This window comes from Kitasatospora sp. NPDC088742, assembly GCF_055584905.1.
Genome location: NZ_JBVJLD010000011.1, coordinates 70,035 through 95,251 on the forward strand (window position 1 = coordinate 70,035; position 25,217 = coordinate 95,251).

Genomic DNA, 25,217 nt, shown 5'->3' on the forward strand with positions numbered 1-25,217 from the left:
GCGCCGGCCGCCCGGCTGCTGCCCTCGATGGCCGCGGTCTACCGGGCGCAGCTCGCCCGGGCCAAGGTGGCGCGGATCCCGCTGCTGTTCGTGGCCACCTTCCAGTCGCTCGGCATCCTGCTGATGATGCGCGGGGTGGTCGGGCCCGAGGAGGTCGAGTCGGCCCGTTCGGTGGTGGCCGGGTCGAGCGTGCTGGTGGTCGCCTTCGTGGCGCTCAACCTGCTGGCCCAGTACTTCGGCAAGCTGCGGGCCACCGGCGGCCTGGACCACTACGCCACCCTGCCGGTCCGGCCCGCCGCCGTGGTGCTGGGCGCGGCGGCGGCGTACGCCTCGTTCACCGTGCCGGGCGCGCTGGTCACGGCCGGGGTCGGGGCCTGGATGTTCTCGCTGCCGATGGGGCACCTGTGGGTGCTGCTGGCGGTCGTCCCGCTGGCGGGCGCGGCACTGGCCGGGATCGGCGCGGCCTGCGGGCTGCTGGCGCCCCGTCAGGAGCTGGCCACCCTGCTGGGCCAGCTCGGCATGTCGGCCGCGCTGCTGCTCGGCGTCCTCCCGGTGGACCAACTGCCCGGGCCGGTCCTGCTGCTGCGCGACCTGCTGCCCTCCACGTACGGGGTCGAGGCCTTCGCCCGCAGCTTCGCGGCCGAGCCGGACTGGGCCGCGGTGCTCCGTGACCTGACGGTGTGCGGCGCGGTGGGCCTGGCCTCGCTGGCGGTCGCGACCTGGGCCTACCGTCGGGCCGCCACCCGCTGACGCCCCGTCGGGGCCGGTCGGGGTCCCGGCGTCCGTCCTCCAGGGACAGGTCCCGGCTCCGGGTTGGGCGTCCGTCCGTCGGCGTGACGTGAAACGATGGGCCGGTGACCGTACCGAACACCCCTGCGGATTCCGCGCCCGAGCCGCCGTCCCAGCCCCACCAGCCGTACCCCGCCCAGCCGTACCCCGCCCAGCCCGACCCGTACCTGCCGCCGCCGGCCCCCGCCAGGGAACGGCGCCCGCTCGGGCCGGAGCTGAGGATCGGCGCGGTCGTCACGGCGGCCGGTGTGGTGCTCGGTGCGGTCATGGGCGCGCTCTGGCTCTGGATCGCGCCCCGGGTGATGCTGGTCGCCGGCAGCGACGCGATCCGGTACGTGGACCCGGAGGGCGAGCAGCGCGCCGGTGCCGACGGCACCTTCGCCCTGCTGGGCCTCGGCGCGGGCGTCCTCTGCGCCCTGGTCGCCTTCGCCCTGACGCGTGGTCGGGGCGGCGGCATCGCGGTCGCGGCCGGCCTGGCGGCCGGCGGCCTGGGCGGCTCGGTCCTCGCCTGGCAGCTCGGCATCCGGCTCGGCCCCTCCACCGACGTGGTCGCCAACGCCAAGAAGGCCGGGCAGGGCATGCAGTTCAGCGCCGCCCTGGAGCTGGGCGCGCACGGCGCCCTGCTGGTCTGGCCGATGGCCGCGATGATCGTGCTGCTCGCCCTCTCCGCCGCCTTCGGCAAGCGCGAGCCCGACCCGTCCCCCTACTGGGCCGGCCCCAACTGGCCCGGCCCGAACTGGCCCCAGCCCGGCACCCCTGCGGGCGGCCACCAGCCGCAGTGGGGTGCCCCTCAGGACCAGCCGCAGCCCGGCGGCCAGCCCTCCGCCGACCCGTGGGCCCCGCCGCAGCCCCCGGCGGACACCCCGCCCCCGCCCGCTCCGGGCCCCGAAACCGGCCGCTGACGGACCCTCAGGGTGGTCGGCCCCACGCGAAGCGCCCCACTCGGCCGACTGCCGACTACCGACTGCCGACTGCCGGCTCCGCCTCAGCGACCGATCCGGGCCACGCCCGCCCGGGTCAGGGCGACCAGGTCGGCCGGGGCCAGTTCGACCTCCAGGCCTCGTCGCCCGGCCGAGACGTACACCGTCACGTGTTCCAGCGCACTCGCGTCCACCACCGTCGGCAGCGCCTTCCGCTGCCCCAACGGCGAGATCCCGCCCAGCACGTAGCCGCTGCTCCGCTCGGCCGCCGTCGGGTCGGCCATCGCCGCCCGCTTGCCGCCGACCGCCCCGGCCAGCGCCTTGAGGTCGAGCTGCCCGGAGACCGGCACCACCCCGACGGTCAGCTTCCCGTCCACCTCCGCGACCAGCGTCTTGAACACCCGCCCGGCCTCGATCCCCAGCAGCTCCGCCGCCTCGCCGCCGTACGAGGCGGCCGCCGGGTCGTGCTGGTACGCGTGCACGGTGAACGCGACGCCCGCCGCCTCCAGGGCCACCGTCGCCGGAGTCCCACCGCTCTGCTTCGACTTCTTGGCCATGCCCCGACCCTCCGTCAGTTCGGGCTGAAGCTCTGCCGGGTCAGGTCCACCCCGGGGACCGAAGGGAGCCAGGAGATCACCGCCGTCTCCCGCCGCAGCAGCTCCAGCTCCTTGGTCAGCCGCTCCTCGGTGTCCGCGCAGGCCAGCAGCTCCTGCTTCACCGGGGTCGTCAGCACGGCCGCCGCCGCCACCAGGTACGAGAGCACCTGCGGGTCGTTCGGCAGCTCGGACTGCCCGGTCAGGCTGACCTCCTTGGCCCCGGCCAGCTTCTGCTGGTACGCCCGGAACGCCCGCTCCACCCCGGAGGCCAGCGCCCCGGCGCCGTCGCCCGTCTTCTCCTCGATGGGCTCGATCTCGCCGACCAGGTAAGGGCCCGTCACATCCACCGAGCGCAGCCAGAACCGGGTGGTCCCGGTCACCAGCAGCTCGTACTGCCCGTCCGGCTGCTCCTGCACCGAGGCCACGTCCGCCACGCACCCGATGTGGTGCAGCGCCTCCAGAGGATCCCCGGTGACCGTCCCCAGCCCGTCCAGCGGCCCGGCCGGCCCCTCCGCCTCCCGCACCGGCGCCACCTCGCGCCCGTCCTTGATCGCCAGCACGCCGAACCGCCGCGGCTCCTCCTCCGGCCGCGCCACCAGATCGGCCACCAGCCGCCGGTACCGCTCCTCGAAGACGTGCAGCGGCAGCACCAACCCGGGATACAGCACCGTGTTGAGCGGAAAGATCGGCAGGCGTTCGGTCACGGCGCACAGCGTAGTTCAGCCGCGCCCGCCCCCGTTCCGATTACCCGTCAGGATGGCCGCCGCCCCTGGTCACCCCCGCTGGAGCATCCGCGTCGCGCCCGCGACCACGGTGGTGGCGAGGACCCAGCCGGAGAGGACGAGGGCGGCGGCGACGAACTGGCCGGTGCGGTCGGGGTTCCAGGTGTCGGGGGCGAGGTTGATGAGGGGGATGACCTTGGAGAGGGAGTAGAGGTAGGGGTTCCAGGTGGCCTTCTCGTCGGCCTTGAGGGGGGCCGGTTCGTGGGTGGCGAACCAGGCGGCGCCGAGGGCCCAGGCGAGGGTGAGCCAGAGGGCGGCCCGGCCGGGGCGGTAACCGTAGCCGACGGTGGCGTCCTGGAGGCGGCCCCAGAGGCGGCTGAGGAAGGGGAGGGTGGTGCGGCGGCGGCGGTGCTTGGCGTAGAGGACCTCGCGGGCGTCCTCGTCGCGGCCGTCCCGGCGCAGCGCCGCGGCGAGCTGCTCGTAGGGCTCCGGCTGGTACTCGCCGAGGGCGCCCTCCAGCCAGGCGATCCGCTGCTCGACGCTGAACGGCCGGTCGGGGCGGAGGGATTCGTAGGTGAAGCCGTTGAGGCCGACGTGGCCGTCCTGGGGCCAGCTGGCGGGGTTGTCGACCAGGTTGCCGATCCGGGCGCGGGAGAGCGAGACCTTGCCGGTGGGCGGGGTGTGGCAGGTGAAGCGCAGCTCGGGGGTCTGGATGCGGCGCAGTGAGAGCTCCTGGCCCTCCGTCAGGTGGAACTCGGCGTGGGTGATCAGCAGCGCGTTCTCGAACCGGCCGTCCACCAGCCGCACCCCGCCGTAGCAGCGCAGCGGGGTGGAGGGGGAGTCGACGGGGACGGGGGCGCCGTAGCCGTCGCCGTAGATGGAGTGGGAGTCGGCCCAGCCGCCGTCGAGGGAGCCGCCGAGGTACATGGTGTTGACGACCGAGATGTGGGCCAGGTTGAGGCAGTAGCGGCCGGGCACGGCGCGCAGCTGGGAGCCGCGCAGTGAGAGCCGGCCGCCGATCCGGGCGGTGCGCAGGGACACCTCGCCGTGCACGAAGGCCCGCTCGATCTCGCAGTCCTGTTGGACGTGCAGCCCGTCGGCGGCCAGTGCGCGGCCGAACTTGTCGCCGCCGATGGTGGCCTGGTTGAGCAGCAGGTCGGTGCCGATCTTGGCGTCGGTCAGCCGGATGCCCTGGGGGAAGGTGCAGCGGGCCAGGTGGAGGTCGCCCTCGGTGGCCAGCCGGGAGGCCTCCAGTCGGGGTATCAGACAGCGGATCAGACGGAGTGTGTTCGCCTGTGCCTCGGAGATCAGCAGTTTCTTCTCGAAGCGGCAGTCGTGCAGTTCGACGTAGTGGTCGATCCGGGCCCCGGCCAGCCGCAGCGGGCCGGTGACGTAGGCGCCGCTGAGCTTGATCGAGGCGACCCGGCCGGAGGCGGCGGGTGGTCCGTCGAGCAGCAGGGTGGCCAGCACCTCGGCCCGGATGCGGCGGCTCTCCGGCCACTCGGCGGGGCCGAGCACGTCGTCGTCGCCGTCCTCGCGCCAGGAGCGCAGGTCGTACAGCTCCCCGTGCCGGAAGGCCTCCCAGAGCCCCCGCTCCACGGCCGTCCAGTCGTCCGGCGGTCGCTCCACCACTGTCTCCCCCACGATCTTGAGCTGTCTCGCCCTTCGTATCACGGACTGAAATGAGAGACCCCCTGTTCCGGCCACTCCCTACACTGGGGCACGTGATCTCTCGAATCGATCTGCGCGGCTCCCATGCAGACCCGCGCACCGTGCTGCCCCGTGCCGACTTCGACGTGGACGCCGCCCTGGAGAAGGTGCGGCCCATTGCGGAGGACGTACGCCATCGTGGTGTCACGGCGCTGATCGAGATCACCGAGCGCTTCGACGGCGTCCGGCTGGAGTCCACCCGGGTTCCCGCCGAGCAGCTGGCCGAGGCCCTGGAGACGCTGGACCCGAAGGTGCGCGCCGCGCTGGAGGAGTCGATCCGCCGCGCCCGGATCGTGCACGACGACCAGCGCCGCGAGGGGCACACCACCCAGGTGGTGCCCGGCGGCACCGTCACCCACCGCTGGATCCCGGTCGACCGGGTCGGCATGTACGTCCCGGGCGGCCTGGCCGTCTACCCGTCCTCCGTGGTGATGAGCGTGGTGCCCGCGCAGGCGGCCGGCGTCCAGGGGATCGCCGTCACCTCGCCGCCGCAGAAGGCCTTCGGCGGCCGCGTCCACCCGACCATCCTGGCGGCCTGTCAGCTGCTCGGCGTCACCGAGGTGTACTCGGTCGGCGGGGCGCAGGCGGTGGCGATGTTCGCGCTGGGCACCGAGGAGTGCGAGCCGGTCAACGTGGTGACCGGGCCGGGCAACATCTACGTGGCCGCCGCCAAGCGGCTGTTCGCCGGGAAGATCGGCATCGACTCCGAGGCCGGCCCGACCGAGATCATGGTGCTCGCGGACGACACCGCGGACGCCGCCGAGGTGGCCGCCGACCTGATCAGCCAGGCCGAGCACGGCCCGACCTCGGGCTCGGTGCTGGTCACCGACTCGCCCGAGCTGGCCGAGGCGGTCGAGGCCGAGCTCAAGACGCAGGTCGCGCGGACCAAGCACTCGGAGCGGGTGGCCGAGGCGCTGGGCGGCCCGCAGTCCGGCATCATCCTGGTCGGCTCGTTGGAGCAGGGCCTGGACGTGGTGAATGCCTACGCCTCCGAGCACCTGGAGATCCAGACCCGGGACCCGCACGCGGTCGCGGCGAAGGTCCGCAACGCGGGCGCGATCTTCCTCGGCCGGTACACCCCGGTCTCGCTGGGCGACTACGCGGCCGGCTCCAACCACGTGCTGCCGACCGGGGGTTGTGCCTGCCACTCCTCCGGCCTGTCGGTGCAGACCTTCCTGCGCGGCGTGCAGGTCGTCGAGTACGACCGCGACGCGCTGGCGGGCATCGCCGCGCACGTGGTCAACCTCTCCGCCGCCGAGGACCTGCCGGGGCACGGTGACGCCATCAAGGCTCGATTCGACTGGACGGTGCCGGAAGCGTGACGAACATCGACGACCTCCCGATCCGGGACGAGCTGCGCGGTCAGTCCCCGTACGGCGCACCGCAGTTGGACGTGCCGGTGCAGCTGAACACCAACGAGAACCCGTACCAGCTGCCCGAGCCCCTGGTGGCCCGGATCGCCGAGCGGGTGGCCGAGGCGGCGCGCAACCTCAACCGCTACCCCGACCGGGACGCGGTGGAGCTGCGCACCGGCCTGGCCGCCTACCTGAGCGACACCACCGGCCACCGGGTGACGAAGGATCAGGTCTGGGCCGCCAACGGCTCCAACGAGATCCTCCAGCAGCTGCTCCAGACCTTCGGCGGCCCCGGCCGCAGCGCGCTCGGCTTCGAGCCCTCGTACTCGATGCACGCCCTCATCTCCCGTGGCACCGGCACGACGTGGATCTCCGGGCCGCGCAACGAGGACTTCACCATCGACCTGGCGGCGGCCGAGGCGGCGATCGCCGAGCAGAAGCCCAACGTGGTCTTCGTCTGCTCGCCGAACAACCCGACCGGCACCGCCGTCGCGGCCGACACCGTGCTGGCGCTCTACGAGGCCGCTCAGGCGGCCGGGCCCAGCCTGGTGATCGTGGACGAGGCGTACGTGGAGTTCTCGCACCGCGCCTCGCTGCTGCCGATGCTGGAGGGCCGCCCCAACCTGGTGGTCACCCGCACCATGTCCAAGGCCTTCGGCGCGGCCGGGCTGCGGCTCGGCTACCTGGCGGCGGACGCGGCCGTGGTGGACGCGGTGCAGCTGGTCCGGCTGCCGTACCACCTGAGCGCCGTCACCCAGGCCACCGCGCTGGCCTGCCTGGAGCACACCGCCACCCTGCTCGGCTACGTCGAGCGGCTGAAGGCCGAGCGGGACCGGCTGGTCACCGCGCTGCGCGGGCTGGGCCTCGACGTCACCGACTCCGACGCGAACTTCATCCAGTTCGGCCGCTTCGCCGACACCCACGCGGTGTGGCAGGCCATCCTCGACCAAGGCGTGCTGGTCCGCGACAACGGTGTCCCGGGTTGGTTGCGCGTCACGGCCGGCACCCCGGCCGAGAACGACGCGTTCCTCGACGCCGTCCGCACCGCCACCAAGGAGCTTTGAACCCTCATGTCCCGCACCGGCCGCATCGAGCGCACCACCAAGGAGACCTCCGTCCTGGTCGAGATCGACCTGGACGGCACCGGCAAGACCGACATCTCCACGGGCGTCGGGTTCTACGACCACATGCTCGACCAGCTCGGCCGCCACGGTCTCTTCGACCTCACCGTGAAGACCGAGGGCGACCTGCACATCGACACCCACCACACCATCGAGGACACCGCCCTCGCGCTGGGCGCCGCCTTCCGGCAGGCGCTCGGCGACAAGGTCGGCATCTACCGCTTCGGCAACTGCACCGTGCCGCTGGACGAGTCGCTCGCCCAGGTCACCGTGGACCTCTCGGGCCGCCCGTACCTGGTGCACACCGAGCCGGAGAACATGGCGCCGATGATCGGCAGCTACGACACCACGATGACCCGGCACATCCTGGAGTCCTTCGTGGCGCAGGCCGCCATCGCCCTGCACGTACACGTGCCGTACGGTCGGAACGCCCACCACATCGTGGAATGCCAGTTCAAGGCACTGGCGCGGGCACTCCGCTATGCCTCCGAGCGCGACCCGCGTGCGGCGGGCATCCTCCCCTCGACCAAGGGTGCGCTGTGAGCAAGACCGCAACACTGCTGATCATCGTCGGCCTCTTCCTGACCGGTGGCGTCTTCTCGTTCTGGAAGCAGAAGCAGTCCAAGGGCGTGATCGCGGTGCTAGCGTTCGGCGCCGTGATGTGCCTCGCCGCCGGCCTGATGCGGCTCTGAGCCGCGCGCCGTTAGCCGCTAGAGAGAGAACTCCCCTGATGGCAAAGAACGTTGTGGTCTTCGACTACGGCTCGGGCAACCTCCGCTCGGCCCAGCGCGCGGTCGAGCGGACCGGCGCGAACGTCACCGTGACCTCCGACTTCAAGACCGCGATGGACGCCGACGGTCTGCTGGTGCCGGGCGTCGGCGCCTTCGAGGCCTGCATGCGCGGGCTGAAGGCGGTCCGCGGCGAGCAGATCATCGGCCGGCGGCTGGCCGGCGGCCGCCCGGTGATGGGCATCTGCGTCGGCATGCAGATCCTGTTCGAGCGGGGCGTCGAGCACGGCGTCGAGACGGCCGGCTGCGACGAGTGGCCCGGTACGGTCGGCCCGCTGGACGCCCCGGTCGTCCCGCACATGGGCTGGAACACGGTGGACGTGCCCGAGGGCAGCCGGATGTTCGCCGGCCTGGACGCCGAGACCCGCTTCTACTTCGTGCACTCCTACGGGGTGCGCGAGTGGGAGCTGCAGGTCACCAACGCCAACATCACCGCTCCGCTGGTCAGTTGGACCACCCACGGCCATCCCTTCGTTGCCGCGGTGGAGAACGGTCCGCTCTGGGCCACCCAGTTCCACCCCGAGAAGTCCGGCGACGCGGGTGCCGCGCTGCTGACCAACTGGGTCAACACCCTCTGACAACTCCCTCCGACAACTCCCTTCCACCTTAGGAATGTTGCACCGATGAGCCGCCTCGAACTGCTGCCCGCCGTCGACATCCGCGACGGCCTGGCCGTCCGTCTGACCAAGGGCGCGTCCGGCACCGAGAAGTCCTTCGGCGAGCCCCTCGCTGCCGCCCTGGCCTGGCAGGAGGCGGGGGCCGAGTGGCTGCATCTGGTGGACCTGGACGCCGCGTTCGGCACCGGTGACAACCGGGAGATCGTCCGCCAGGTCTCCGGCGCGCTGGACATCAAGGTCGAGCTCTCCGGCGGCATCCGGGACGACGAGACGCTGGCCGCCGCGCTGGCCACCGGCTGCCGCCGGGTCAACCTCGGCACCGCCGTGCTGGAGAAGCCCGAGTGGGTGGCCAAGGCCATCGCCGAGCACGGCGACCGGATCGCGGTCGGCCTGGACGTCATCGGCACCACCCTGCGCGGCCGCGGCTGGACCAGCGAGGGCGGCGACCTGTTCGAGGCGCTGGCCCGCCTGGACGCCGAGGGCTGCGCCCGCTACGTGGTCACCGACGTGGACCGGGACGGCACCCTGACCGGCCCCAACCTCGAACTGCTGCGCAAGGTCTGCGCCGCCACCGACCGCCCGGTGGTCGCCTCCGGCGGCGTCTCCTCGCTGGAGGACCTGCGCGCCATCGCCGGACTCACCGGCCAGGGTGTCGAAGGGGCGATCGTGGGCAAGGCACTCTACGAGGGCAAGTTCACCCTCGCCGAGGCCTTGGAGGCGGTTTCATGACGGAGTATCGGCTGGTCGGCGGCAGGCTGGCCGGGCCCTCCCCGTGGGAGCGGGAGTTCGGCTACTCCCGCGCGGTGGCCGCCGGTGACTACGTGCACGTGGCGGGCACCACGGCCTGGGTCGACGGCGTGATCGCCCACGAGGGCGACCCGTACCACCAGACCCTGGCCGCCTTCGAGATCGGCCTCAAGGCGCTCACCGCCTACGGGCTGACCGTCGCCGACGTGATCCGCACCCGGATGTACATCACCCACGTCCGGGACGCCGAGGAGGTGGGCCGCGCGCACGCCGCGCTGTTCGCCGACTCCCGGCCCGCCGCCACCATGGTGGTGGTGGAGGGCCTGATCGACTCCCGGATGATGGTCGAGATCGAGATCGACGCCTATCGCACCGGGCTTGCCGGAACCCTGGAAGGTACGAAGCAGTGACCCTCGCCGTACGAGTCATCCCCTGCCTGGACGTGGACGCCGGCCGGGTGGTGAAGGGCGTCAACTTCCAGAACCTGCGCGACGCCGGCGACCCGGTCGAGCTGGCCAAGCTCTACGACGCCCAGGGCGCCGACGAGTTGACCTTCCTCGACATCACCGCATCCTCCGGCGACCGGGAGACCACCTACGACGTGGTGCGCCGCACCGCCGAGCAGGTCTTCATCCCGCTCACCGTCGGAGGCGGCGTCCGCGCCGTCGAGGACGTGGACCGGCTGCTGCGCGCCGGGGCCGACAAGGTCGGCGTCAACACCGCCGCCATCGCCCGCCCCGAGCTGATCCGGGAGATCGCCGCCCGCTTCGGCCGCCAGGTGCTGGTGCTCTCGGTGGACGCCCGCCGCTGCCCCGAGGGCACCGAGACCGCCTCCGGCTACGAGGTCACCACCCACGGCGGCCGCCAGGGCACCGGCCTGGACGCGGTCGAGTGGGCCGGCCGGGCCGCCGAGCTGGGCGCGGGCGAGATCCTGCTCAACTCGATGGACGCCGACGGCACCAAGGACGGCTACGACCTGGAGATGATCCGGGCCGTCCGCAAGACCGTCTCCGTCCCGGTGATCGCCTCCGGCGGGGCCGGCAAGCTCGCCGACTTCGGCCCCGCGGTGGACGCCGGCGCGGACGCGGTGCTGGCCGCCAGCGTCTTCCACTTCGGCGACCTGACCATCGGTCAGGTCAAGGAGAGCCTGCGGGAGACCGGACACCCCGTCCGCTAGGAGCAGCTCCGAAGGCCCCCGGTCACTCCGGCCGGGGGTCTTCGTCGTCCCGCTCGCCGGGGCTGCCCCAGAGGGCGATGACGCAGGCCGCCGTCGCACCGCCCACCGCCAGGACCGCGACCAGCGGGCCGGGGGCGGAGTCGCCGAGCGGGGCGGCCGCGGCCAGCAGCACCACGATCGCGGCGCCGAAGGCGGCGGCCACCGCCAGGCGGGGGTGCCGCACGTCGGCGTCCGGGTCCGGGCCGGTGCCGTCCAGCTGGATCAGGTAGCCGAGCAGCAGGAGGGTGAAGGCGGCCGCCAGCCAGAGCGGCGGGTCGCCGAGGGCGGTGACGACGGTGCAGCCGACGGCGAAGGCGGTGGTGCGCCGGCGGGAGAGCTGGGCCGGCCAGTTGGACCCGGCCGGGACCAGACCGGGCGCGGCCGGGGCGGCGAACCAGGCGAACGGCAGGGTGAAGGGCAGCAGCATCAGCCAGATGGCGGGCGTGTTCGTCAGCGTGGCGTCGGCGCCCAGCACCAGCAGGGCGCCGAGCGTGCGGGCGGTCCAGGCCGGCGCTGCCGGGTGACGGTTCATCGGTTCCTCCCCTGGACCCGGGCGCGCAGCAGCGGCGCCAGGGTCAGGTCCAGCCCGGCGTCCGGGGTGAGCGGCAGCACCGGGACGCCCCGGGCCCGTAGGGCGACGCGGCTGGCCTCGCGGTCCGCCTGCCACAGCCGGACCGCGAGTTCGGCGGCCTCCCGGCGGTTCGCGCTCAGCGCGCGGACCTGGTGGCGGGGCTCGCCGATCGGCACCTCGATGACCACCACCGGGTTCCCACGGGCCGTCAGGTGCCGCAGCACCTCCAGCACCCGGTGGTCGGTGAGCGTGGTGATCACGTACACCAGGGCGTCGGCCGGGATCACCTGGCGGGGCAGCCCGGCCAGGTCGGGGAGGTGGTAGCCGAGGTCGCGGCGGACCTCCAGGACGGTCTCCACCAGGCGGTGGAAGTAGCTCCCGCCGGTGCCCGGGACCAGCCAGCGGGTGGTGCCGCCGATCGACAGCACGCCGACCCGGTCGTGGCTGCGCAGGTAGGCCTTGGCGATCCCGGCGCCGGCCCGCACGGTCTCGTCCAGGCTGGAGACGCCGTTGGACGGGTCGTAGTAGTCGCCGAGCACGTCCAGCAGCACCACCGTGTCGGCGGCCCGCTCGGCCGCGAACTGGTTGAGCTGCACCGAGCCCCGGCGGGTGGTGGACGGCCAGTGGATCCGGCGCTGCCGCTCGCCCCAGACGTGCGGGCGCACGCCCGTCACCTCCACGCCCTCGCCGCGCTGGCGGGCGGTGTGCTCGCCGAGCCGTTCGGGCAGCCGGACCGGGATCGGGGTCAGTGCGGAGTGGGTGGGCATCGGGAAGACCTGCGCCTCGCCCAGCTCCACCCGGACGGTGCGGCGGGCCAGCCCGCCGCGGTCGTACACGTCCACGTCCACCGTGCCCAGGCTCCACCGGCCCCAGCGGTGCGGGGTGAGCCGCAGCGTGAGGGTGGTGCCGGTGACGTCCACCGCGTCCACCGCGACCCCGGGGCCCGGGTACGGGCGGGGGGTGATCCGGCCGTGGGTGCCGCGCACCGCGAGCTCGATCCGGGCCTCGACGGTCTCGCCCTCGAAGCAGCGGCGGGTGGAGACCTCGGCCCCGGCGCCGCCCACCGTCGGACGGCCCTCGCCGGAGGTGGCCAGCACCAGCAGCACCAGCGGGCCAGCCGCCGCGGCCAGCACCCAGGCGTGGCCGGTGAGCAGGGCGGCGGCCACCGCCGCGACGGTGACGGTGAGCAGCCGCAGGGTCCGCTCGCCGGCCCGCCAGTGCGGGGGCGGGTCGGCCGGCGGCTGGACCAGGGCGAGCGGGGCCGGGCCGCCGGGCGCCGCCGCGCCTTGACGGGGCGTCACGTTCACGGCCGTCCGGCCCCGGCGTCCACGGCGATGGCCGTCGGTGCGGCGGCGGCCGGGACGGTCTGCGGGGCCTTGACGTTCGGTATCAGCCCGGCGATCACCTCGTCGGAGTTGATCTGACGCACCCACAGCTCCGGCTGGAGCGAGATCCGGTGGGCCAGCGCCGGGACCACCAGGCCCTTGACGTCCTCCGGCACCACGTAGTCCCGGCCGTCCAGCAGCGCCCGGGCCCGGGCCAGCTGGACCAGCGCCAGGCCGCCGCGCGGAGAGGCGCCGACCTGGATCTGCGGGTGTGAGCGGGTGGCGTCGAGCAGCGCCACCACGTACGCCACCAGGTCGTCGTCCACCTCGACCCGCTCCAGGGCGGCGCGCATCGCCAGCACCTGGGCCGGGTCGGTGAGCCGCCGCACCGTGGGCTCGGGTACCGAACGGTCCAGCCGGGCGCGGAGCATGGCCGCCTCCTGGTCGGTGGCCAGGTAGCCCATCCGGACCCGGAGCAGGAAGCGGTCCAGCTGGGCCTCGGGCAGGCCGTAGGTGCCCTCGTACTCGATCGGGTTGGCGGTGGCGATCACCACGAACGGGTCCGGCAGCTTGCGGGTCACCCCGTCCACCGAGACCTGGGCCTCGGCCATCGCCTCCAGCAGCGCGGCCTGGGTCTTCGGGGGAGTGCGGTTGATCTCGTCGGCCAGCAGCAGGTGGGTGAAGACCGGGCCGGGCCGGAAGACCATCTCGCCGCTGGACTGGTCGTAGAACGGCGCGCCGGAGACGTCCGAGGGCAGCAGGTCCGGGGTGAACTGGATGCGCCGGAAGTCCAGGCCCAGCGCGGTGGCGAAGGAGCGGGCCAGCAGGGTCTTGCCCAGGCCCGGCAGGTCCTCGATCAGCACGTGGCCGCCAGCCAGCACGCCGAGCATCACCAGTTCGAGCGCCTCCGGCTTGCCGACCACGGCGCCGCCGACCTCGGCCAGCACCTCCCGGGCCAGCGCCCCGGCCTGACGCGGGGTCAGCGCGGGGAGCGGTGCGGCGGGGGCCGCGGCAGCGGCTTCGGTGATGGTCACGGGACTCCTCGGTGACTGGTCGTCGGGGTGGTCGGGGGTGGTACCGGTGGGGCGGCGCCGGTCAGACGGTCTGCAGGCCGTCCACGGCGGAGCGGAGCAGGGCGGGCGACACCGGGCCCTCGAACTCGGTGTCCGGTTCGATCAGCCGCCAGACGCCCGGCCCGACCAGGGCGGCGGCCGCCTCCGGGTCCTGGCGCAGCGAGACGCCGTGACGTTCCGTCAGCCGGGAGTCGTAGAGGCGCTGGAGCCGCGCGCGCAGCAGCGCCACGTCCTCCTCGTGGCCGGCGAGCGCGCCCTCCACGGCCGGGCGCCAGTCGCCCAGCCCGGCCATCCGCTGCTCGACCATCCGCTGGGTCCGCGAGGAGAGGCCGTCCTCGGACTCGGCCCCGGCCACGTACCGGGCGGTGACCAGCCCGGCCACCGTGAACACCACGGCCCCGCCGGTCGCGACGGCGGCCCCGGCGGTCAGCGCCAGCAGGGCCTCGGCGACGGCCGCCGTCCCGGCCAGCACGGCCAGCGACCACGGGCCGACGGGGTACGCGCGGGGCGGGCGGGCCTGCGGGCGGGCGGGGCCGTCCTGCTGGTGGCGCCCCTGGGCGTAGCGCCCCGTCATCGGGCCTCCCCGGTCGGTGCCGGCTGCTCGGCGGGTTGGGCGGCGGGGGCGGTGAGTTGGACGGCGATGGCGTCCAGCGCGGCCCGGGCCCGGGTCAGGTGCTCCTGGCCCATCGGGTGGCTGGAGTAGCGCGCCTCGCGGAACAGCGTGGCCAGGGACTGCGGGTGAGGCCCCGTCACCACCCCGGCCAGGGCGGCCCGGTGCAGCAGGTCCGCCGGACTGTCGGAGGCGTGCCGGGCCACGCCGGACTCGGCCAGCGAGGTCTCCATGGCCAGATAACAGGCGATCACGGCCGTCCGGGCGTCCTCGCCGGTCAGCGCCCGGAGGCCGGAGGCGACCGCCTCGGCCAGCGCCTCCCCGCTGAGCGCGCCGGCGCCGCTGGTGGTCCGGTAGCCGAACCGGTACCGGCGTAGGCGGCGCTCCCGCAGCCAGCGGACCAGCTGCACCACCACCGTCACCACCAGCACCAGCACCAGGGCGAGCCCGATCAGGGCCACCAGGATCTCGACCCAGTTGGTCTTGGTGCTCGGATGCCCCGGGTCCATCCTGGGGGTGTACGAAGGGGCGCGGCTCGGGAGGGGCTCGGGGGCGGGGTCGTGCTCGCAGGACTTCGCGGCGAGCAGCAGCAGGAACAGCGGCAGCACGACCACCGTCAGCCGCAGCACCGTGGTGGCGGCCGCCGCCAGCCGCTCGGTCACCGGGCTCGGCCCCCGCCCCTGCCACGCCTCGGCGAGCACCGACCGGTACCGGACGGCCACAGCGATCCCAGCGGCCCCGAAGGCCAGGCCGAGCAGCCAGCCGTACCGCGCGAGCGGCCCGGTGGCCACCAGCAGACCGGACCCCCGGGACGGCCGCAGCGCCAACGCGGCGAAGGCCAGACAGCCCACCGCCACCAGGGCCAGCACCGGCCGCAGCCGCCCCCCTGGCCCGGGCACACGTCCGCCCATGCCGCTCTCTCCCCCGTACGTCCCCCGCGCCCCCTGCGTCCGGGCAGCGAATTCGTGCAGCTTCGCACACGAGTGGTCGCCGTGTCAGCAGATGATCCGTCAGGAGGGGACAGCTGAGGAGGCATCAGGCAGCCGCACCTGCCCGGGAGGCCGCCGCCCCCTGCCCGGCCGGACAGCGGGCCACCGAGGGGCCCGTCCTGACGGAGCGTCGGACGGGCTGCCGCAGGCTTCCCGCGCTCGGCCCCGGCCGGAGGTCAGGCCTCGCTGCGGATGATGGCGAAGCGGGCGCCGAACGGGTCGGTCAGCCAGGCCATCCGGCCGATGCCCGGGGCGTCCATGCCGGGGAGCAGCACGGCGCCGCCGTGGGACGTCGCGCGCTCGATGGCCGCGTCCGGGTCGGTGACCTCGAAGTACGGGAGCCAGGCGGCGTCCTGGTGGCCGGGCTGGGCCGGGGCGATGCCGCCGAAGGAGGCACGCTGCTGGTCCTCGCCCTCGGCGGTGGAGAGCACGGTGTACGTCATCCCCGGCACCTCGACCTGCTCGTAGCGCCAGCCGAAGAGCGTGCCGTAGAAGCCCCGGGCCCCCGTCGGGTCGGGCGTGTGCAGCTCGGCCCAGCAGAGGGTGCCGGGGACGGTGGTGGCCTCCAGCCCCGTCGTCCCGCCCGGCTGCCAGACCGCGAACTCGCCGCCCGCCGGATCGGTGAACGCGGCCAGCCGACCCGCGTCGAAGACGTCGTCGGGGGAGAGCCGGACGGTGCCGCCGGCCTGCTCGACGGACTCGGCGGTGGCGTCCGCGTCCGGCGTCCGGAAGTACACCGTCCAGGCGGAGTGCGCGCCCTCCTCGGTGAGCGGGCCGAGCGCGGCGACCGTCTTCCCGTCCTGCCGGAAGAAGCCGTACCCGCCGGCCTCGAACCCGGCCGACTCGAAGGACCAGCCGAACACCGCCCCGTAGAAGGCGGCGGCCGCCCCGGTGTCCGGGCTGCCCAGGTCCAGCCAGTTCGGCGCGCCGGTCCGGAAGTCGGTGCTGAGCATGGCGGAGCGCTCCCTCGGAGGACGGCGGTCGGTCGGACCCGCCCAGACTGCCACCGCCCACCGACAACCGCCCGCCGGGCCTGACGGACCGTCACCCGAACGGCAGGACCACCCGGAGCGCCTCCACCGCTTCGCGCTCCCCGGCGACCTCGACCGCCGCCCGTTCGCCGCGCCCGAACGCGAACAGCACCAACTCGCCCGGCTCGCCCCGCACCTCGACCGCCGGCCCGCCCTGCCGCCCCACCGCCACCGACCGGCCGTCCGGCCGCCGCAGCACCAGCAGGACCGGCAGCCGCCGCCCGGCCTCCAGCCGGACCAGCATCGGCAGCCGCTTCCACAGCAGCTCCGCCATCGACGGGGCGACCGGCTCCGCCGTCCACTCCGGCCCGGCCCGGCGGACGTCCTCGGCGTGCACGTAGTACTCGACCAGGTTGGCCGCCTCGTCCACGCTCGGCAGCGCGAACGGCGAGAGCCCCGGGCCGGTGCGCACCAGCCGCAGCAACTCCTCGTACGGACGGGCCCGGTACCGCTCCTGCACCCGGGCCGTCCACCCCGCCAACGGCCCGATCCGGATGCCCGCCGCCGCGTCCAACCGCCGCTCCCGCAGCACCAGATGGGCCGCCAGGTCCCGCGCGGTCCACCCGACGCACAGCGTCGCCCCGTCCGGCCCCGCCGCCGCCAGCAACCCGGCCAGCCGCTCCCGCTCCCCACGCGCAAAGCTCGTCATGCCGCCACCCTAGTGCCGTGCCTGTGCGGTCAGGGTGCGGGCGTCGCCCCGGTGAGGTGGCCGGTGAGCTTGCGGCCCTGCTGGCTGTTGCTGGCCGACAGGGTGCAGGAGGCGTCGCGCAGGCCCTGGCCGTAGTACTTCACCGACGGGCCGATCGGGTAGCCGAAGTACGGCCCGCCGGAGGGCTGCTCGGCCTGCCACTCGGCGGTCGGCGGCTTGCAGAGTTCGCGCAGGGCGCGGGCGATGTCGGCGTCGTCGGCCAGGCCCTCCGGGAGCTTGACCACGGCCACCGCCTCACCGTCGTGCGGGGCCTCGCAGGGGCGCAGCTCGGGCAGCGTGATCACCTTGCTGAGCTGCGGGTGGTCGAAGCACTCGCCGGGCCAGAAGAACGGGTACGGCGGTCGCTCCCTGGTCGGCGAGGGGCCCGGCGACGGCGAGGCGCTCGGGCTCGGCGGCGGGGCCGCGGCCTTCTTCTTCGCCGGCTCCGGCCAGAGCAGCACCACCGCACCCACCACCAGCACCGCCACGGCCACCACCGTGGCCACCACCCGCCGCCGCTTCATCCCGACCCCCCTCAAGACTCCCGGACCCCACATTCTGTCCGCCCGCACCCCGCCCCGTCAGGACATTCCCCGACCCGGTCCAGGCCGCGCGGGGCCGGGCGCCCGGCAGCAGCATGTAGGGAGGACGAGCCACGGGAGGCACCCATGTGGTGGGAGCCCACGGATACGGAGACCGAGCGGTTATCCGGCGAGGCGCACCGGCTGGTGGCCCTGCTGCGGTCGGCCCTCGGGAGCGCCGAGCCGTTCCGGCAGCCCCTGGTCTGGGGAGCCGGCAGCGCTCCCGGGGCGGACGGCCGCTGGAGCCACCCGCTGCTGGTGGTGAACGGCGCGGAGACCGGGCCGGTCGGCCCCGGCCGCTACCGATGGGAGGACTTCCGCCGGCACCCCTCGCCGGTGGCGGAGTTCCTGGTCGGCTGGAGCCCGCCGGCCGGCACCTGGGTCGACGTGACGGGCCGCCCCGTCCCGGCCGCCCGGGTCGACCCGACCGATCAGGTGCTCGCCCCGCCCGGCGGCCGGGGCACCGTCGGCCTGACGTGCACCCACGAGGGCGGGCCGGCCTTTCTGACGGCCGGTCACCTGGTCTCCGGCAGCGGTGGCCGGGTCGAGGTCGCGGCCACCGGCGACGGCGCCCCGCTCACCTGGGTGAGCGGCCAGGTGGTCGGCTGGCACGACCCCCTGGGCCTCGGCCCGGCCGGCGGCTACGACTACGCGGTGGTCCGGCTGGCCCCGCCGGACGACACCGCCGCCGTCAGCCACCGCGGCCCGCTGCCCGCGCCGGGCCCGCCGCACGCCCCGCTCGCCGTCTCCGTCTACGGCGGCCGCTCCGGCCGCTGCCGCGGCTCCGTGACCGGCGCCCTCGGCCAGCTCGGCGACGCGGACCGGCAGTGGCTGACGGTCTGGCAGGTCGCCGTCCAGGGCCCGCTCGGGCCGGGCGACTCCGGCAGCCTCGCGATGGTCGACTCCGACCCCCACCGGGGCCGTCTGCTCGGCCACCTCGTCGGCGGCACGATGACCGTCCCGCACGCCTTCGACCACTGCTACGTCCAGGACCTGCACGCCTGCCTCGCCCACCCGGACGGGCCGGACGTGTCCCTCTGAGACCACCCGAACCCGCCGACCCGCCCGGACCCGCCGACGCGCTGACGCGGTGCACACTCCACCCGGAGGACCTGATGAGCACCATCCGCAGCATCGCCAAGGCGGCCCACCTCCGCACCGAGGCGGCCGCCGTGCCCCTGCTCGGCCCCCCTGGGCCGAAGACCGTCGCCGTCCAGGCCGTAGCCGTCCGGCCCGCCGACGGGCAGCAGCCCGGCGGGGCCGTCGCGGCGGCCAAGGGCAAGGTCTCCGACCTCAGTTCACTGCTCAACACCGTCCCGGTGGAGGTGGTGGGGCTCTACACCACCGTGCTCGGCGTGCTCACCGGCGTGCTGGCGGACGACGCGCGGAACAGCTACCTCCCGCTGCGGTGGTGGCTCTACGGCGGCTGCGTGCTCGCGACCGTGCTGGCCGTCCCGCTGGCGTACTCCCTCGACAAGGTCCCGGCCGCCACCGGGCGGCCGGGGACGGTGCCCGCAGGAGGAGGCGACCAGCAGAAGCCGCCCGGGGTGGCCGGAGTGGCCGGGCCGCCCGCCCTGCCCTCCGCCGCGCCGGCCGCCGTGGAGGCCCCGGCGGTGGAGCCCCCCGCCGGGCCGGCCCCGGGCCGCGACCGCCGGGGGCCGCTGGCGGAGACCTTCATGGCCGCCTTCTCCTTCGCGGTCTGGGGCCTGGTCATCCCGGAGTCCCCGCTCTACCTGCTGTACGACACCCCCACCCTTCCCGTGCTGGTCGCCCTCCTCAGCGCGGCCGGGGCCTTCGTGGCCAACAACGTCTTCGGCCCCTGGCTCGACCGCCCGGCCCGCCGCATCAAGATCTCCTGGAGCTGACCCGCCGGAACCGGCCCGGTACGCTGCCTGCGGCACGACCCTGCATCCAAGGGGTCAACTCATGCGCGTAGGCATCGTCGGTCACGAGGGGCTCTCCGACCTCAGCGAGATGCTGGTCCGGGGCGAACTCTGGCGCCTCGTCACCTCCCACACCACCCACGACCTGGTCGGGGTCAGCTGCCTCGGCCAGGGCCCGGAGAGCTGGTTCGCCCAGTCGGTGCTGGACCACGGCGGCAAGCTGGAGGTCGTCCTCTCCGCGACCGCCGCCCAGGCCGGCGCCTTCGCCGGCCCCGCCCGCGCCACCGTCCGCGGCCTGCTCAACCAGGCCAACGCCGTGCACCGCCTCGCGCCCGAGCGGCACGGCGGCCTCGGCGACGACACCTGCACGGCGATGGTCGGCATGATCGACGAGCTGGTCGCGGTCTGGGACGGCGTCACCCCGGGCGCCCCGGCCGAGCTGGTGGCGGCCGCCCGCGCGGCCGGTCTGTACGTCGAGCTGGTCTGGCCGCCGGGATGTGAGAGCCCGTCAGCCGGAGGCGCCGAACGCCTCTGAGACGAGGGCCGGTCGGGCGGGGCCGAGCTGCCACAATGGGGCTCATGTCGATCACTCCCGCCGTCCCCGGCAGCACCGCGCTCGACCCGGCGATCGCCGCCAGGCTCAAGCGCACCGCCGACGGCCTGCTCCCCGCCGTCGCCCAGCAGTACGACACCGGCGAGGTGTTGATGCTCGGTTGGATGGACGACGAGGCGCTGCACCGCACCCTCACCACCGGCCGCTGCACCTACTGGAGCCGCAGCCGCAACGAGTACTGGGTGAAGGGCGACACCTCCGGCCACGTCCAGGCGGTCAAGTCGGTCGCCCTGGACTGCGACGGGGACACCCTCCTGGTGAAGGTCGACCAGACCGGCGCGGCCTGCCACACCGGCGCCCGCACCTGCTTCGACGCCGACGTGCTCCCGCTCTCCTGAACCGCTGACCTCCCTTTCGAGCCTCCGCTCCTTCGACCGAACGGTGCCCAGCCCCATGGATCTCGAGACCTTCCGCAAACTCGCAGTGGACACCCGGGTCATCCCGGTCTCCCGCCGGCTCCTCGCGGACGGCCTCACCCCGATCGGGCTCTACCGCAGCCTGGCCGGGGAGCGTCCGGGCACCTTCCTGCTGGAGTCGGCCGAGCAGGGCAACTGGTCGCGCTACTCCTTCGTCGGAGTGCGCAGCGCCGCCACCCTCACCGCCGACCAGGACGGCAACGCCCGCTGGCACGGCACCCCGCCGGTCGGCATCCCCACCACCGGCGACCCGCTCGCGGTGCTGCGCGCCACCCTGGAGGCGCTGCACACCCCGCGCCACGACGACGACGGCCTGCCGCCGCTCACCGGCGGCCTGGTCGGCTACCTCGGCTACGACGTGGTGCGGCGGCTGGAGAAGCTGCCCAACCTCACCCCGGACGACCTCAAGCTCCCCGAGCTGACCATGCTGCTGGCCACCGACCTCGCGGTGCTGGACCACGCCGACGGCTCCGTGGTGCTGATCGCCAACGCGGTCAATCACAACGACCTGGCCTCCGGGGTGGACGAGGCGTACGCGGACGCGACGGCCCGCCTGGACGCCATGCAGGCCGACCTGTCCCGGCCGGTCGACCCGGGCCTGGCCACCTTCACCCCGACCTCGGTGGAGCCCCACTCGCCGTTCGGCGGGGCGCCCTACCGGGCCGCCGTGGAGGAGGTCAAGGAGCGCATCCGGGCCGGCGAGGCGTTCCAGGTGGTGCCCTCGCAGCGCTTCGAAGTGCCGTGCGCCGCAAAGGCTTTGGACGTCTACCGGGTGCTGCGCACCACCAACCCCAGCCCGTACATGTACCTGTTCCGCTTCCCCGGCCCGGACGGCACCGCTGAGGGCGGCTTCGACGTGGTCGGCTCCAGCCCGGAGGCGCTGGTCAAGGTGACGGACGGTCAGGCGATGCTGCACCCGATCGCCGGGACGCGGCACCGCGGCGCCACCCCGCACGAGGACGCCGAGCTGGCCGCCGAGCTGCTGGCCGACCCCAAGGAGCGGGCCGAGCACCTGATGCTGGTCGACCTGGGCCGCAACGACCTGGGCCGGGTCTGCGAGCCGGGCAGCGTCGAGGTGGTCGACTTCATGTCGATCGAGAAGTACAGCCACGTGATGCACATCGTCTCCACCGTCACCGGCAAGGTGGCCCCCGGCCGCACCGCCTTCGACGTCCTCACCGCCTGCTTCCCGGCCGGCACCCTCTCCGGCGCCCCCAAGCCGCGCGCCATGCGGATCATCGAGGAGCTCGAACCCACCCGCCGCGGCCTCTACGGCGGCTGCGTCGGCTACCTCGACTTCGCCGGCGACTCCGACACCGCCATCGCCATCCGCACCGCCCTCCTCCGCTCCGGCACCGCCTACGTCCAGGCCGGCGCCGGCGTGGTCGCCGACTCCGACCCGCACTCCGAGGACACCGAGTGCCGCAACAAGGCCGCCGCCGTCCTCCGCGCCGTCGCCACCGCCAACACGCTCCGCAGCAGCTCGCTATCGTGAGCAGCGTCACGTCAGGTCGCACAGGGAGGCGGCGAGCATGACCGCGATGAGCACCGAGAGCGCCTGGGACGTCCTGGAGGGCGTGAACCTGCCCGAGGGCTACAAGGTCGAGATCACCGACGGGAAGATCATCATGACCCCCCAGGGCGAGAAGCAGTGGAAGGTCATCCTCAAGGCTGCGCCCCAGATCGAGCAGCAACTCGCAGGCCAGGGCGACATCCTCTCGGACGTCATGGTGGACTTCCCGTCCAGGTCGTACGGCTATGCCCCTGATCTGGCGGTGGTCGCCCCCGGAGCGGTGCACAACAGCCGGGGCCGCTACGAGTGGCACGACCTCGAAGCCGTGTTGGAGGTTGTCTCCAAGTCGGGCCAGGACAACGACTTCGTCAAGAAGCGCACGCTCTACGCGGAATGTGCCGTCCCGGTGTACGTGGTGATCGACCCCGCCACCTCCGTCTGCACGGTGTACCGCGAGCCCAGCCGCACCGGTGTCTACCAGTCTCAGGAGGAGGTGCCCTTCGGCAGCGACCTGCGGCTGCCGCTGGAGGGCCGCGAGCTGACCATCCGTACCGACGGCTTCCCGTCCGACCCCCGGTGAACCGTCGGTGTACGGCTCGGGGATAGTGGACGGGTGACCACCGAGCTGCCTTCGCCCCGTACCGCCGACGCCTCCGAGAGTGCCGCCGTCCCGAAGCCGACGGGGCGGCGGATGCTCGGGGTGATGCTGGGGTGCACGGTGTCGGGGGCGGTGCTGGTGCTGACGGCGGTGAGCCGGGTGTGGGCCGAGGGGACGGCCGGGGGGCAGCTGGCGGTGACGGCTACCGGGAGTGCGGTGTCGGGGCTGCCGGGCGGGCTGGCGCTGGTCGGGCTGGCCTCGGCGGTGGCGGTGTTCGCGGTGCGCGGGGTCGGCAAGCTGGTGGTCGGCGCGCTGCTGACGCTGGCCGGGCTCGGCGCGGCGGTGGCCGCGGTGCTGGGCGCCACGGACAGCGCGGCGCTGCACTCGGCGGCGGCCAAGAAGCTGGCCCTGGTGAGCGCCTCGGCCGAGCAGGTGAGCCACACCGCCTGGCCGTGGGTGGCCTTCGCGGGCGGCCTGCTGCTGGCGGCGGCGGGCGCCCTGACGGTCCGTCACGGACGGTCCTGGCCCGCCATGGGCGCCCGGTACGAGGCCCCGGCCCGCAAGCCGGCGCCGAAGGCGAAGGCCACGGGCACCCCGGCGGACCTCTGGCAGGCCCTGGACCGCGGCGAGGACCCGACCGCGTAGGGAGCGCCCCGCAGGGGCGCGGGGAACTAACTGCGCGCTGGGGAACGGCAGTACGTGCAACTGGCTGACGTGCCCCGATCTGGCGCTGGTCCGCCTTCCGTACCCGCGCAGTTCCCCGCGCCCCCGGTGTGACCAACGCGGCGTACCCCCGCTTGGGGCCGGGTGTGTGGGCCCGGCACAATGGAGCAGTCAACCCGTCGGGCGCCCGCAGCCCGGTCGGGCCCCGGAGACTCAAGGAGCACCATCAGATGTCGGCAACCGCGCACGGCCACACTCCCGCCGCCTGGACCGGCTCGACCATCGCCTTCATCGGCTTCACGGTCAGCGGCGTTGCGATGATCATCCCCGCCGTCTGGCTCTTCTGGGTGGGCCTGGGCGTGGTCCTGCTCGGCGGTGTCGTCGCCAAGGCGATGTCGATGGCGGGCATGGGCAAGCAGCCCAGCCCGTACTACGCCACGCCGGAGGAGACCATCGCCCGTCGCGAGCTGGCCGCCAAGGCCGCCGCGGGCGTCTGAGCCACGGTCAGCACGCGGGAGCGGTGGGGCGCGCGGAGCGCCCGGCCGCTCCCGTTCGCATGACACGCACCCCTGGCTGAGGGGTGCGCCCCCGCCCCCGGGGCAGAATCGCCCCTGTGACCGCCGCCCCGCAGCCGAAGCCCGTCGCCGCCCCGCCCTCCCGGGCGCGCCGGGCGGCCCGTCCGCTGCTGGCGCTGGCGGCGGTGGCGATCCCCACCCTCTACGTCGCGGCGGTCGACCCGAACACCCCCGGCCACTACCCGGTCTGCCCGGTGCTGGCCGCAACCGGCTGGTGGTGCCCGGGCTGCGGCGGGCTGCGGGCGGTGCACGCGCTGGCCCACGGCGACCTGGCCACCGCCGCGCACGACAACCTGCTGGCGGTGGTGCTGGCGATGGTCGCCGGGCTGCTGTGGAGCGGCTGGCTCTGGGCGGCGCTGACGGGTGGTCAGCCGCCGAAGGTGAGGTTCGGGCTGCCGCAGGCGGTGCTCCTGCTGCTGGTGCTGGCGGTGTTCATGGTCTACCGCAACCTCCCGTTCGGGGCCGCGCTGGCACCGCCGGTGGTCTGAGCGGGTCCACGTCAGGGCGCGCCACCCGGTCCGCTCCGCGAGACGCGCGCCGGGCGGATGCGGTTCGCGCCCCCCGCGCCCGATACCATCGAGGAGCCGACGGGGGCCGGAAGTTCCGCGCAGTTCAGCTGGACGGAGTCCGACGCCCGCGGTGTAACACCCGACGAGCCGGGCTTTCGCCCGGCGGAATGATGGGGGCGCCGCGTGAGTGTGCTCGACGAGATCATCGACGGGGTCCGTGCGGACCTCGCCGAGCGGCAGTCCCGGGTCTCCCTGGACCAGCTCAAGGAGCTGGCCGCGAAGGCTCCCGACGCCAAGGACGGGGTGGCCGCGCTGCGCGGTGACGGCGTCCGGGTGATCTGCGAGGTCAAGCGCTCCAGCCCGTCCAAGGGGGCCCTGGCGGCGATCGCCGACCCGGCCGCCCTGGCGCTCGACTACGCGGCCGGTGGTGCCGCCGCGATCAGCGTGCTGACCGAGCAGCGCCGCTTCGGCGGTTCGCTGGCCGACCTGGACGCCGTCCGCGCGGCGGTGGAGACCCCGCTGCTGCGCAAGGACTTCATCGTCACCGCCTACCAGCTCTGGGAGGCCCGCGCCCACGGCGCCGACCTCGCGCTGCTGATCGTGGCGGCCCTGGACCAGCCGGCCCTGGTGTCGCTCATCGAGCGCGCCGAGTCGATCGGGCTCACCCCGCTGGTCGAGGTGCACGACGAGGAGGAGATCGCGCGTGCGGTGGACGCCGGCGCGAAGATCATCGGCGTCAACGCCCGCAACCTCAAGACCCTCGAGGTGGACCGGAACACCTTCGGCAACGTGGTGGACGCCATCCCGGCGCACATCGTGAAGGTGGCCGAGTCCGGCGTGCGCGGCCCGCACGACCTGATCGCCTACGCCAACCTCGGCGCGGACGCGGTGCTGGTCGGCGAGTCCCTGGTGACCGGCCGGGACCCGAAGGCGGCCGTGGCCGACCTGGTCGCCGCCGGTGCCCACCCGGCGCTGCGCAACAACGGGCGGGGCTGACC

The 25,217-nt window shown here is 74.3% G+C and carries 31 protein-coding genes; 20 read left to right on the forward strand and 11 right to left on the reverse strand.

Annotation, left to right across the window (positions count from 1 at the left end; genetic code table 11):
• Window positions 1-27 precede the first annotated feature (27 nt).
• Window positions 28-750 carry an ABC transporter permease gene (locus ACZ6ZR_RS12020; protein WP_465642032.1) on the forward strand — a complete coding sequence of 241 codons (723 nt, stop codon included), beginning with the start codon at window positions 28-30 and terminating at the stop codon, window positions 748-750.
• 104 nt (window positions 751-854) lie between these two features.
• The gene (locus ACZ6ZR_RS12025) at window positions 855-1,691 is read left to right on the forward strand and encodes a hypothetical protein (RefSeq protein ID WP_465641959.1); all 837 of its coding nucleotides are present in this window, start codon (window positions 855-857) and stop codon (window positions 1,689-1,691) included.
• An 83-nt stretch (window positions 1,692-1,774) separates the two neighbouring features.
• Here the strand turns inward: ACZ6ZR_RS12025 and ybaK are convergent, their stop codons facing one another.
• From ybaK to ACZ6ZR_RS12040, 3 genes are all read right to left on the reverse strand, one after another.
• Entirely contained in the window at window positions 1,775-2,266 is a 492-nt protein-coding gene (gene ybaK, locus ACZ6ZR_RS12030) for a Cys-tRNA(Pro) deacylase (RefSeq protein WP_465641960.1), read from the reverse strand.
• Between the two features lie 14 nt (window positions 2,267-2,280).
• The gene (locus ACZ6ZR_RS12035) at window positions 2,281-3,009 is read right to left on the reverse strand and encodes an LON peptidase substrate-binding domain-containing protein (RefSeq protein ID WP_465641961.1); all 729 of its coding nucleotides are present in this window, start codon (window positions 3,007-3,009) and stop codon (window positions 2,281-2,283) included.
• A gap of 69 nt (window positions 3,010-3,078) precedes the next feature.
• Window positions 3,079-4,656: an oxidoreductase gene (locus ACZ6ZR_RS12040; RefSeq protein ID WP_465641962.1), complete on the reverse strand. Its 1,578-nt coding sequence runs from the start codon at window positions 4,654-4,656 to the stop codon at window positions 3,079-3,081.
• A gap of 95 nt (window positions 4,657-4,751) precedes the next feature.
• Between ACZ6ZR_RS12040 and hisD the strand changes: the two genes are divergently transcribed.
• Genes hisD through hisF form a run of 8 tightly spaced genes read left to right on the forward strand, consistent with a single transcriptional unit; the run spans window position 4,752 to window position 10,542 of the window.
• A complete protein-coding gene (hisD, locus tag ACZ6ZR_RS12045) occupies window positions 4,752-6,059 on the forward strand; it encodes a histidinol dehydrogenase (RefSeq protein WP_465641963.1) in 1,308 nt (435 codons plus the stop codon).
• Window positions 6,056-7,156 carry a histidinol-phosphate transaminase gene (locus ACZ6ZR_RS12050; RefSeq protein WP_465641964.1) on the forward strand — a complete coding sequence of 367 codons (1,101 nt, stop codon included), beginning with the start codon at window positions 6,056-6,058 and terminating at the stop codon, window positions 7,154-7,156. The genes hisD and ACZ6ZR_RS12050 overlap by 4 nt, the downstream gene beginning before the upstream one ends.
• A gap of 6 nt (window positions 7,157-7,162) precedes the next feature.
• Window positions 7,163-7,756 (forward strand): imidazoleglycerol-phosphate dehydratase HisB, encoded by a 594-nt coding sequence (hisB, locus tag ACZ6ZR_RS12055; protein WP_465641965.1) that lies wholly within the window; start codon window positions 7,163-7,165, stop codon window positions 7,754-7,756.
• Complete coding sequence (locus ACZ6ZR_RS12060) at window positions 7,753-7,905, forward strand: hypothetical protein (protein ID WP_465641966.1); 153 nt, start codon at window positions 7,753-7,755, stop codon at window positions 7,903-7,905. The genes hisB and ACZ6ZR_RS12060 overlap by 4 nt, the downstream gene beginning before the upstream one ends.
• Window positions 7,906-7,943: 38 nt before the next feature.
• Window positions 7,944-8,579 carry an imidazole glycerol phosphate synthase subunit HisH gene (gene hisH / locus ACZ6ZR_RS12065; RefSeq protein WP_465641967.1) on the forward strand — a complete coding sequence of 212 codons (636 nt, stop codon included), beginning with the start codon at window positions 7,944-7,946 and terminating at the stop codon, window positions 8,577-8,579.
• A 45-nt stretch (window positions 8,580-8,624) separates the two neighbouring features.
• Entirely contained in the window at window positions 8,625-9,347 is a 723-nt protein-coding gene (gene priA, locus ACZ6ZR_RS12070; RefSeq protein ID WP_465641968.1) for a bifunctional 1-(5-phosphoribosyl)-5-((5-phosphoribosylamino)methylideneamino)imidazole-4-carboxamide isomerase/phosphoribosylanthranilate isomerase PriA, read from the forward strand.
• A complete protein-coding gene (locus tag ACZ6ZR_RS12075; RefSeq protein ID WP_465641969.1) occupies window positions 9,344-9,775 on the forward strand; it encodes a RidA family protein in 432 nt (143 codons plus the stop codon). Before priA ends, ACZ6ZR_RS12075 begins: the two co-directional genes overlap by 4 nt.
• Window positions 9,772-10,542 carry an imidazole glycerol phosphate synthase subunit HisF gene (gene hisF, locus ACZ6ZR_RS12080; RefSeq protein WP_465641970.1) on the forward strand — a complete coding sequence of 257 codons (771 nt, stop codon included), beginning with the start codon at window positions 9,772-9,774 and terminating at the stop codon, window positions 10,540-10,542. Before ACZ6ZR_RS12075 ends, hisF begins: the two co-directional genes overlap by 4 nt.
• Before the next feature lie 22 nt (window positions 10,543-10,564).
• Here the strand turns inward: hisF and ACZ6ZR_RS12085 are convergent, their stop codons facing one another.
• From ACZ6ZR_RS12085 to ACZ6ZR_RS12120, 8 genes are all read right to left on the reverse strand, one after another.
• Complete coding sequence (locus ACZ6ZR_RS12085; RefSeq protein WP_465641971.1) at window positions 10,565-11,113, reverse strand: hypothetical protein; 549 nt, start codon at window positions 11,111-11,113, stop codon at window positions 10,565-10,567.
• Window positions 11,110-12,453 (reverse strand): DUF58 domain-containing protein, encoded by a 1,344-nt coding sequence (locus ACZ6ZR_RS12090; RefSeq protein ID WP_465641972.1) that lies wholly within the window; start codon window positions 12,451-12,453, stop codon window positions 11,110-11,112. The genes ACZ6ZR_RS12085 and ACZ6ZR_RS12090 overlap by 4 nt, the downstream gene beginning before the upstream one ends.
• 2 nt (window positions 12,454-12,455) lie before the next feature.
• Entirely contained in the window at window positions 12,456-13,511 is a 1,056-nt protein-coding gene (locus ACZ6ZR_RS12095; RefSeq protein ID WP_465641973.1) for an AAA family ATPase, read from the reverse strand.
• Window positions 13,512-13,572: 61 nt separating this feature from the next.
• A complete protein-coding gene (locus ACZ6ZR_RS12100) occupies window positions 13,573-14,124 on the reverse strand; it encodes a hypothetical protein (protein ID WP_465641974.1) in 552 nt (183 codons plus the stop codon).
• Window positions 14,121-15,071, reverse strand: a complete 951-nt coding sequence (locus tag ACZ6ZR_RS12105) for a DUF4129 domain-containing protein (RefSeq protein ID WP_465641975.1) — start codon at window positions 15,069-15,071, stop codon at window positions 14,121-14,123. Before ACZ6ZR_RS12105 ends, ACZ6ZR_RS12100 begins: the two co-directional genes overlap by 4 nt.
• A gap of 254 nt (window positions 15,072-15,325) precedes the next feature.
• Entirely contained in the window at window positions 15,326-16,102 is a 777-nt protein-coding gene (locus ACZ6ZR_RS12110; RefSeq protein WP_465641976.1) for a VOC family protein, read from the reverse strand.
• Between the two features lie 91 nt (window positions 16,103-16,193).
• Window positions 16,194-16,829 (reverse strand): TIGR03085 family metal-binding protein, encoded by a 636-nt coding sequence (locus tag ACZ6ZR_RS12115; protein WP_465641977.1) that lies wholly within the window; start codon window positions 16,827-16,829, stop codon window positions 16,194-16,196.
• A 29-nt stretch (window positions 16,830-16,858) separates the two neighbouring features.
• Window positions 16,859-17,392, reverse strand: coding sequence for a hypothetical protein (locus ACZ6ZR_RS12120; RefSeq protein ID WP_465641978.1), 534 nt, complete (start codon window positions 17,390-17,392; stop codon window positions 16,859-16,861).
• 144 nt (window positions 17,393-17,536) lie between these two features.
• Here ACZ6ZR_RS12120 and ACZ6ZR_RS12125 point away from each other — a divergent pair, with 144 nt between their 5' ends.
• The 10 genes from ACZ6ZR_RS12125 (at window position 17,537) to trpC (ending at window position 25,215) form a co-directional block, all read left to right on the forward strand.
• Entirely contained in the window at window positions 17,537-18,490 is a 954-nt protein-coding gene (locus ACZ6ZR_RS12125) for a chymotrypsin family serine protease (RefSeq protein WP_465641979.1), read from the forward strand.
• A 74-nt stretch (window positions 18,491-18,564) separates the two neighbouring features.
• Complete coding sequence (locus ACZ6ZR_RS12130) at window positions 18,565-19,314, forward strand: hypothetical protein (RefSeq protein WP_465641980.1); 750 nt, start codon at window positions 18,565-18,567, stop codon at window positions 19,312-19,314.
• 61 nt (window positions 19,315-19,375) lie between these two features.
• A complete protein-coding gene (locus tag ACZ6ZR_RS12135; RefSeq protein ID WP_465641981.1) occupies window positions 19,376-19,867 on the forward strand; it encodes a hypothetical protein in 492 nt (163 codons plus the stop codon).
• 44 nt (window positions 19,868-19,911) lie between these two features.
• Entirely contained in the window at window positions 19,912-20,283 is a 372-nt protein-coding gene (gene hisI / locus ACZ6ZR_RS12140) for a phosphoribosyl-AMP cyclohydrolase (protein ID WP_396292196.1), read from the forward strand.
• Between the two features lie 55 nt (window positions 20,284-20,338).
• Window positions 20,339-21,856 (forward strand): anthranilate synthase component I, encoded by a 1,518-nt coding sequence (locus ACZ6ZR_RS12145; protein WP_465641982.1) that lies wholly within the window; start codon window positions 20,339-20,341, stop codon window positions 21,854-21,856.
• Between the two features lie 46 nt (window positions 21,857-21,902).
• Window positions 21,903-22,454, forward strand: a complete 552-nt coding sequence (locus tag ACZ6ZR_RS12150) for a Uma2 family endonuclease (protein WP_465641983.1) — start codon at window positions 21,903-21,905, stop codon at window positions 22,452-22,454.
• 33 nt (window positions 22,455-22,487) lie between these two features.
• Window positions 22,488-23,117: a TIGR02234 family membrane protein gene (locus tag ACZ6ZR_RS12155; protein ID WP_465641984.1), complete on the forward strand. Its 630-nt coding sequence runs from the start codon at window positions 22,488-22,490 to the stop codon at window positions 23,115-23,117.
• Window positions 23,118-23,365: 248 nt separating this feature from the next.
• The gene (locus ACZ6ZR_RS12160; RefSeq protein ID WP_465641985.1) at window positions 23,366-23,632 is read left to right on the forward strand and encodes an HGxxPAAW family protein; all 267 of its coding nucleotides are present in this window, start codon (window positions 23,366-23,368) and stop codon (window positions 23,630-23,632) included.
• A gap of 116 nt (window positions 23,633-23,748) precedes the next feature.
• The gene (locus ACZ6ZR_RS12165; RefSeq protein WP_465641986.1) at window positions 23,749-24,198 is read left to right on the forward strand and encodes a DUF2752 domain-containing protein; all 450 of its coding nucleotides are present in this window, start codon (window positions 23,749-23,751) and stop codon (window positions 24,196-24,198) included.
• 204 nt (window positions 24,199-24,402) lie between these two features.
• Window positions 24,403-25,215: an indole-3-glycerol phosphate synthase TrpC gene (trpC, locus tag ACZ6ZR_RS12170; protein WP_465641987.1), complete on the forward strand. Its 813-nt coding sequence runs from the start codon at window positions 24,403-24,405 to the stop codon at window positions 25,213-25,215.
• The last annotated feature ends 2 nt before the right edge of the window (window positions 25,216-25,217 follow it).